The sequence below is a fragment of the Actinomadura sp. KC345 genome, assembly GCF_004348515.1.
Classification (GTDB): Bacteria; Actinomycetota; Actinomycetes; order Streptosporangiales; family Streptosporangiaceae; genus Spirillospora.
The window spans coordinates 1-7491 of record NZ_SMKH01000350.1; the positions used below are offsets into that span (position 1 = coordinate 1).

General features: G+C 75.9%; 9 protein-coding genes and 1 pseudogene. 7 read left to right on the forward strand and 3 right to left on the reverse strand.

All coding sequences use genetic code 11. From position 1 onward, the window contains the following. Nucleotides 1–94 precede the first annotated feature (94 nt). The 3 genes from E1281_RS42745 to E1281_RS34840 all read left to right on the forward strand — a co-directional run bounded on the left by E1281_RS42745 (nt 95) and on the right by E1281_RS34840 (nt 2785). Complete coding sequence (locus tag E1281_RS42745; protein WP_165959232.1) at nt 95–1297, forward strand: hypothetical protein; 1203 nt, start codon at nt 95–97, stop codon at nt 1295–1297. Nucleotides 1298–1981: 684 nt separating this feature from the next. Continuing rightward, on the forward strand, nt 1982–2281 hold the full coding sequence (locus E1281_RS34835) for a 4a-hydroxytetrahydrobiopterin dehydratase (protein ID WP_131883964.1): 300 nt from the start codon (nt 1982–1984) through the stop codon (nt 2279–2281). 6 nt (nt 2282–2287) lie between these two features. Next, nucleotides 2288–2785, forward strand: a complete 498-nt coding sequence (locus tag E1281_RS34840; RefSeq protein WP_131883965.1) for a TIGR00725 family protein — start codon at nt 2288–2290, stop codon at nt 2783–2785. Nucleotides 2786–2918: 133 nt separating this feature from the next. On the opposite strand, the gene E1281_RS34845 is transcribed toward E1281_RS34840, so the two are convergent. Then, complete coding sequence (locus E1281_RS34845) at nt 2919–3104, reverse strand: hypothetical protein (protein WP_207943678.1); 186 nt, start codon at nt 3102–3104, stop codon at nt 2919–2921. Nucleotides 3105–3112: 8 nt separating this feature from the next. Between E1281_RS34845 and E1281_RS34850 the strand changes: the two genes are divergently transcribed. Together E1281_RS34850 and E1281_RS34855 are read left to right on the forward strand one after the other, a co-directional pair. Next, nucleotides 3113–3292 (forward strand): hypothetical protein, encoded by a 180-nt coding sequence (locus E1281_RS34850; protein ID WP_131883966.1) that lies wholly within the window; start codon nt 3113–3115, stop codon nt 3290–3292. Between the two features lie 162 nt (nt 3293–3454). Further along, nucleotides 3455–4105 carry a CatB-related O-acetyltransferase gene (locus tag E1281_RS34855; RefSeq protein ID WP_243717715.1) on the forward strand — a complete coding sequence of 217 codons (651 nt, stop codon included), beginning with the start codon at nt 3455–3457 and terminating at the stop codon, nt 4103–4105. A gap of 92 nt (nt 4106–4197) precedes the next feature. Here E1281_RS34855 and E1281_RS40795 read toward each other — a convergent pair whose 3' ends face one another. Continuing rightward, nucleotides 4198–4368 carry a hypothetical protein gene (locus E1281_RS40795; protein WP_165959233.1) on the reverse strand — a complete coding sequence of 57 codons (171 nt, stop codon included), beginning with the start codon at nt 4366–4368 and terminating at the stop codon, nt 4198–4200. After that, nucleotides 4365–6248, reverse strand: coding sequence for a hypothetical protein (locus tag E1281_RS34860; protein ID WP_207943677.1), 1884 nt, complete (start codon nt 6246–6248; stop codon nt 4365–4367). The genes E1281_RS40795 and E1281_RS34860 overlap by 4 nt, the downstream gene beginning before the upstream one ends. 134 nt (nt 6249–6382) lie before the next feature. On the opposite strand from E1281_RS34860, the gene E1281_RS34865 reads away from it, so the two are divergent. After that, the gene (locus tag E1281_RS34865) at nt 6383–6781 is read left to right on the forward strand and encodes a hypothetical protein (protein WP_131883967.1); all 399 of its coding nucleotides are present in this window, start codon (nt 6383–6385) and stop codon (nt 6779–6781) included. A gap of 2 nt (nt 6782–6783) precedes the next feature. Next, nucleotides 6784–7491: pseudogene (locus E1281_RS34870) on the forward strand (hypothetical protein); the annotation flags it as partial.

Here is a 7491-nt window from a genome sequence, read left to right on the forward strand (position 1 = left end):
GCCCGGGTGTATTTCGGGGCCGCCGCCCGGAACGGGTTGCGCCGTTCGGAAGTTATGGTGATTTGGGGGCGGATCGCGATAAAGGGGCGTGACCGTGGACGACAGGGACCAGCAGGAACCCCGGCCCGAGGGCGGGGCCGGGCTTCCGGAACGGGCGAGCCGGGCCGACCGGGCCGCCGCCGAGCGGCTGGAGGAGATCTGGGACGGGCTGGCCCCGGCCGCCGCGCACGCGGCGCGGACCGCCGCGTCCGCCGGTGAGCCCGTCGTCGACGCGGCGCGCGGGGCCGCCGCGGTCGCCGCGACCCGCATCCTGGAGCAGATGTCCGGGACGCCCGCGATGACGTTCGTCGAGCAGGCCGCCCGGGACGCCGCCGTCAAGGCCGCCAGCGGCGTGGCCGAGCGCGCCGTCACCGAGGCCCGCGCCGCCGCCGCGGCCAACCCCGCCACGGCGGGCGCGTTCGAAGCCGCCACCACGGCGATGACGCTCGCCGAGCAGGCCGCCCAGCAGGCCGTCCGGCATCCCCTGGCCGCGGCGGCGCGCCGCTTCGCCTCCGGCAGCCCGCTCGCCCGCGCCGCCGCCGACGCCGCCCTGGAGGCCGCCGGCCGCACCGTGACCGCACCCGTCGTGCAGGCCGCCACCAGGACCGTCGTGGACGCCGCGATCGACACCGTCGCCGACGCCGCCGTCGACGCCGCCATGATCGCCGGCCGCGACGTCGTCGCCCGCGTCGTGCGCGAGACCGCCGAGCAGGCGGCCCGCGACCTGGCCGCCGCGGTCCGCGACCGCGCCCGCGACGCCGCCGGGGCCCCCGAACTGGCGCCCCTCGCCGACGCGGCCGCCGAGCTGGCCGCGCGCGCCGCAGGCGACCCCGCCGTCCGCGGCGCCGTCCGCGGCGCCGGGGACCTGGTCACCGCCGCGGCCGGCAGCGTCTTCGCCCGCACCGCGCGCGACCTGGCCTTCCGCGCCGCCTCCCGCACCCTCACCGCGGCGATCGAGGCCGTCCTGCGCGAACTGCTCCGCGACGCGCTCAAGCTCGCCATGAAGGACACCCTGCGCGGCATGATCCTGGACGTCTCCCGCGACGTCGTCGTCGACGTCGCCAAGACCACCTGGATCGCCGCGACCCGCCCCCCGCCCGGGACCACGGCGACCGTCGTGGTCCAGGCCACCGCCGAGGCGGACGGTGCGACGGCCGGTGCGACGGGCGACGCATGGGCCCAGGCCACGGCGGAGTCCACCGTGCAGGCGACCGTGGAGGTTTCGGTGGACGACCCGCCCGAGGGACGTGCCTCCTGAACCGCCGGTGGACGCAGCACCGCACCCGGCCCTGCCCGTTCGACCCCGGGCGCAGCCCCCGCACCTCATCGCGGATCTCGCGCCGCCTGGCCAGCGCCGCCTCACCCACACCCGAAGCGACGAGTGCGGCGATCACCAGGGCGTACCCGCCGACGCAGAGCAGGACCATGAGCACCACCACCAGGCCCGTGCCCAGCCGGTGGGGCCAGTCCCCGGAGACCGAGAGCGCGACGCCCACGACCGGCACCGCGAACAACACCGCCGTCGCCGTCGTGACCAGCAACCAGAACCATGCGCTGCAAGGAAGATCCACCGCCCACTCGGCAAGATCATCAAGCCGGGCGACATCCGTCGCCGGCCCGCGCCGCCGACGCCCGCCGGGGGAGCGGCCGCCGCCGGGCCGTTGGAGTCGCCGGCTCCCGAGTCCGCGCTCCCGTTTGACCGCGGCCGGGCGGTGGGGGAATCCACACCGTCCAGCCCGCCGGTGGCCCGGCCCCGCCGGAAGGGGCGCGGACCGCGCACGACCCGCCGCGGCACGGCCGGGTCCGGACACCCGGCCGGCGGCTCGCCCCCGGTCCCACCGGCGCCCTGCCGTACAGGCTCGGCCGACCGGGTGGCGGGGCCGCGTGCGTGATGTACTCGGGGGTGAGGGTCGTCTTCGCCGATGGACAGGGAGTGAGCCCGATGGCCGACACGCTCGACGACACCGCCGTCGCCGACCGCCTGCGCGACCTGCCCGCCTGGAGCAGGGACGGCGACCGGATCCTCCGGCAGGTGAAAGCCCCCTCGTTCCTGGCCGGGATCGAGGTGGTGGACGACGTCGCCCGCGCCGCCGAGGACGCCGACCACCATCCCGACATCGACATCCGCTGGCGCACCCTGACGTTCGCGCTGTCCACCCACAGCGCGGGCGGCCTGACCGGCAAGGACTTCGACCTCGCCGCGAAGATCGACGAGATCGCGTCCCGGCACGGCGCCGGGTAGCGCGCCGTGGCCGTCCAGGTGGCGGTGTGCGGGCCGGGCGAGTGCACCGAGCGGGAATGGGACCACGCCCACCGGGCCGGGCGGCTGCTCGCCGGGCACGGCGCCGTGGTGATCTGCGGCGGGTACGGCGGGGTGATGGCCGCGGCCGCGGCGGGCGCCCGCGCCGCCGGCGGGATCACGGTCGGGGTGCTTTCGGCCGCCGACCGCTCCGCCGCCGGGCCCGACCTCACCGTCGCGCTGCCCACCGGCCTCGGGCAGGCGCGCAACAACGTCATCGTCAACGCCGCCGACGCCGTGATCGTCGTCGGCGGGTCGTGGGGGACGCTGTCGGAGCTGGCCCTGGCGATGCGGCGGGCCACCGTCCCGGTCGTGCAGCTCGGCGGGTGGCGCGTCCACGACGAGGACGGCCGGCCGCCCGGCGGCATCGTGCACGCCGCCGGGCCGGACGAGGCGGTCGAGGCGACCGGCCTGTTCGCCCGGCCGGGGGACAGGCCGGTGACGTAGGCGGCCGACGCCTGGAGCACCGCCCGCGCCGGCGACGTCGCCGGCCCGGTCGTTGCGGCCGGTCATCGTGCGCGCGGTGAGGGCCTCCAGCGCCGTCCCACAAGCAGGGGACGCGGAACGGGAGAGGTCTCACTCAGGTGTCGCTTGCCGGCGCGGAAGGGGATTCGGCGAAGGCGCCGGCGGATGCGGCGAGGGCGGCGGTTCTGGCCGCGTGGCCGGGCAGGTGCGGATCGGGCGGGGTGCGGAGGAGCACGAGGTGGTGGTACAGCGGCGCGGTGGCGGCGATCAGGGACGCCATGATCGGCGGGTGGGCGGTCATTTGACTCGGTGCCCTGCTCGCTCATCGCGGGCGAGCGCACCGGGATCGTCGGTGAGAACGGATCCGGGGGTGAACGGCCCGACCAGGGCGAGATCGTCGTCCAAGCCGGCGGCGGCGTCGGTCATCGCCGCCAGGGCGGGAAGCTGCCGCCGGACGCGACGTCCAGCAGGTCATCGGCCGGGCGCTGAGCGAGCTGCGCGCGATCGAAGCGCGGACGCGCCGCCTGCCCCGACGTTGGCGGGCTCCCATCTGGCCATATAGGCGATGACGGCGTCCGCCGCCGGGGCCCCGATGTCCTCCAGGCCGGCAGACCACGCCTTCAGGAAACCGTTCAAGGAAGGAAACACCTCATGATGCCGTCTGTCCCCGCCGGCCCGACCGTCCTGCATCCCCTGCCCGGGCAGTCACGGGTGGTCCTGTTGAAGCCACTGGTCACCTCGCCGTTGATCGAGGTCGGAGAGTTCTCCTACTACGACGATCCGGACGATCCGACCGCGTTCGAGACCCGCAACGTGCTCTACCATTACGGGCCGGAGAAACTGGTCATCGGGAAGTTCTGCGCGCTGGCCGAAGGCGTGCGGTTCGTCATGAACGGCGCCAACCACCGCATGGACGGCCCCTCGACCTTCCCCTTCCCCATCATGGGCGGCTCCTGGGCCGAGCACTTCGACCTCATCACCGGACTGCCCGGCCGGGGCGACACCGTCGTAGGGCATGACGTCTGGCTCGGCTACCGGACCCTGGTGATGCCCGGCGTCCGGATCGGCCACGGGGCCGTCATCGCCTCCGGTTCCGTCGTCACCGACGACATCCCCGACTACGGCATCGCCGGAGGCAACCCCGCGCGCCTCATCCGCCGTCGCCACAGCGAGGCCGACATCGACCGACTCCTCGCCCTTGCCTGGTGGGACTGGCCGCTCCCGCAGATCACCGAACACCTCCGCACGATCATGTCCGGCAGCGTCGACGACCTGGAGGAAGCGGCGTCCCGCAGCAGCTAGAGGTACCGCCGGGCCGCGGGGCTCCGACATCGAAGACCACCCCGCGTCTTGAGCCGCCCAGGGGCCGGCTGCGGCCGGGAGGGCCGCGGACTCTACGGCGCGTCCGGTGGCTCGCCGGGCGCCGGGCCGGGCGGGTCGCCGTCGCGGCGGCGGTCGCGCCAGACCAGGAAGGCGATCACCGCGACCACGATGAACGTCGGCACGAAGAACGGGATCGCCGTCACCACCGGATGGGTCGCCAGCACCCCTTCGGCCGGTGTCACGTGCCCGCCTCCTCCGGCGTCCCGGACGAGGCGGGCTCGGGCGCTGGTTCGGGGAGGCGGCGGGCGATCCGCGCGACGCCCCACCCGAGCGAGAGCACCAGCGCCAGCGTGCACGCCAGCACCACCAGCGAGCACGCCAGCCACACCCAGCCCGGCACGTCGGTGTTCAGTTCCCGCTGCAGGATCGTCCGCTCGCCCTGCAGGTCACGGGTGAACTCCGCCGGGGCGGGCACCTGCCGCGCTCCGATGGCGGGGTCGGCGGGCAGGTAGAGGGGGACGGCCGCCAGCGTCCGCCCGTCGTGGACGCGGATCATCGTCTTCCACTGGCCGTGCAGCGGCATCGGCTCACTCGTCCGGTAGACACCGTCGCCTTCCCGGACGAGGTGGTCGACGTGCAGGCCCCTGCCCTGCCATCCGGTGACCGTCACCCAGGCCGGGCCGTCGACCGCGGCGGCGGGGGAGAACTCGATGCGGGCGCCCGCGGTGCGCTGCCCGGCGCCGCCTTCCACGCCGGTCAAGGTGACGGTCGCGGTCCGGTCCGGGGGAACGTTGATCAGGAGCCCGTTCGCGACGGACGCGGCGACGGCCAGGATCGCCCCCGCGAAGATCCCGCGCGCCACCGCCGGGCGGGGGCTGCGGCCCTTCAGCCCCTCCGCCAGCAGGGCCCCGCACAGGCCGCCCGCGATACCGCCGGCCAGGGCCATGAGCATGCCCTCGGCCGCGATGTCGGGTGTCCACGGCAGCCGGAACGCCACCTGGCTCCACGCGTACTCGGCGCCGAACCCGGCCGTGCCGATCAGCGCCCCCGCCACCGCGCCCAGCGCCAGGGGCCGCCGGGCCGGCAGCAGCGCCGCCGCCTCCACGCACAGCGCTTCGGCGAAGTACAGCGGCACCGACGCCCACAGCTCCCCGATCGGCCAGCCGACCAGCACCGACACGCCGCCCCGCACCAGCATGTAGAACGCCACGGCCAGCACCGCGCCGCCGCGTCCCGCCCACAGCCGCGCCGCGACCAGCGCGCAGCCCGCCGCCAGTGCGATCAGCAGCGGCTGGTGGACGAGCCGGAACTGCGGCACGCCGAAGTCGTACTCGGCCTGGAACACCGACAGCCCGATCAGCAGCCCGCCCGCGTGCATGGACCGCCGGACGTAGCGGACCCACCCGGGCGGCTGCCGCGACGCCGGTCCGGTGAAGGCGTGGCGGCCCTCGCGCTCCAGCACCATCATCGCCACCAGCGACAGCCCGGCCCCGCCGATCAGCATCAGGTGCGTCGGCCCCCACAGCGTCACGTCCTGCCCGAAGATGCGGTGCCACACGTCGTCGAGGGGGAAGCCGAGCAGCGCGTAGAACCCGGCGCCGGCCAGCAGCACACCGCCGGCGGGGGCGTGCCAGTCCCGCGTGATCCGCACCGACGCCGCGCCGGGGCGTTCGCCCTTGGGCAGCGCCATCGCCAGGACCCCTGCGGTGAAGACGCCGAACAGCCCGATGAGGATCGGGTAATGGGCGATGTTGGCCAGCGGTCCCTCGTCCCGGCCGTGCGAGATGTGCAGGGAGATGTCCCAGTACATGCCGAGCAGCGCGACGAGCAGCGACACCATCGCGACCGGCGCCGGCAGCGCCGACCAGCCGGGGGTGCCGCGTCCCGGCCCGCGCTCGGCCAGCCGCGCCGCCCGCGCGAGGACCGTGACGTGGCCGCTGCGGTGCCCCCACCCGAGCACCAGCAGCGCGGCGGTCAGGACGGCGGCGCCGCCGGAGGCGATGAGGATCTGGTCCAGCGCCGCGCCGCCCGCCGGGTTCGGCGGCGCCTCGGCCGCCAGCCGCAGCGCGGCCCCGGCCCCGCCGCCCGGCAGGTGGTCCAGGCTCGTCAGGTGATTCAGCACCGGTGCGCTCCCTTGCCGCAGGAACCAGGAGGGGGCCGCGTCGGCCCCGCCACCGGAGTATGCCACCTTCTAATGTGTCATTGTCTAGTGTCACAATCTGTCGTGTGGGACACCGGAGCGAGAGGAGCGCGGGCGTGCGGCGGATTCTGGTGGCGGGTGCGGCGCTGACCCTGCTGGCGTCGGCCGGATGCGGGGAGCCCGCGCCCCGGGGCGGTTCCGGGCCGCCGGGCGCCTCTGGGGCGCCCGCCGCGTCCGGGAGCGCCGGGCCGTCCGTGGTCACGGTCACCGCGACCGTGACCGGCGGGAAGGTCCGCACCGCGCGGACCCGGGTGAAGGTCCCGCGCGGCGCGACCGTGGAGATCACCGTCACCGGCGACCGCGCCGACGAGTTCCACCTGCACGGCTACGACCGGGAGATGGCGCTCACCCCCGGGCGTCCCGCGACCATGCGGCTCACCGCGGACACGCCCGGCGTCTTCGAGGCCGAGCTGCACCGCTCCGGCGCCCGCGTGTTCGAGCTCCAGGTCGGCTGACGGTGGATCCCGGCACGCACGTCCTGGCCCACGGGCTCGGCGGCCGCACCGACCTGCCCCTGGACGCGGTCGCCGCCATCGCCGGCGGCGGGATCGCCGTGGCGGCCTCGTTCGCCGCCCTCACCGCCGCGTGGACGCGGCCCCGCCTGAACCCGGACGCCGGGCGTCCCCTTCCGCCCGCGCTCGCCCGCGTCCTGGACGCGCCCGCCCTCACCTGGACCGGACGCGTCCTCGCCCTGGCCTGCACCGCCCTCGTCGTCGCCGCCGCGTTCGCCGGGCCGCCCGCGACCGAGGACAACCTGGCCCCGTGGGCGCTGTACGTGACGTTCTGGGTCGGGCTCGTCCCCGCGAGCGTGCTGCTCGGGCCGGTCTGGCGGCGCGTCAACCCGCTGCGGACCCTGCACGCCGCCCTGTGCCGCGCCACCCGGACGTCCCCGGCGGGACGCCGCGCCCTCCCCGCCCGGCTCGGCTACCTCCCGGCCGCGGCGTGGCTCACCGGGTTCGTGTGGCTCGAACTCGTCGCCCCCGGCCGGTCCGACCCGCGCCTGGTGGGGACGCTCATCCTCGCCTACACGGCCGTCAACCTCGCCCTGGCCTGGTGGTTCGGCCGCGACTGGTTCACCCGCGGCGACGGCTTCGAGGCCTACTCCAGCCTGCTGGCCCGCATGTCCCCGATCGGCCGGCGCGGCACCCGGACGCCCGTCCACCCC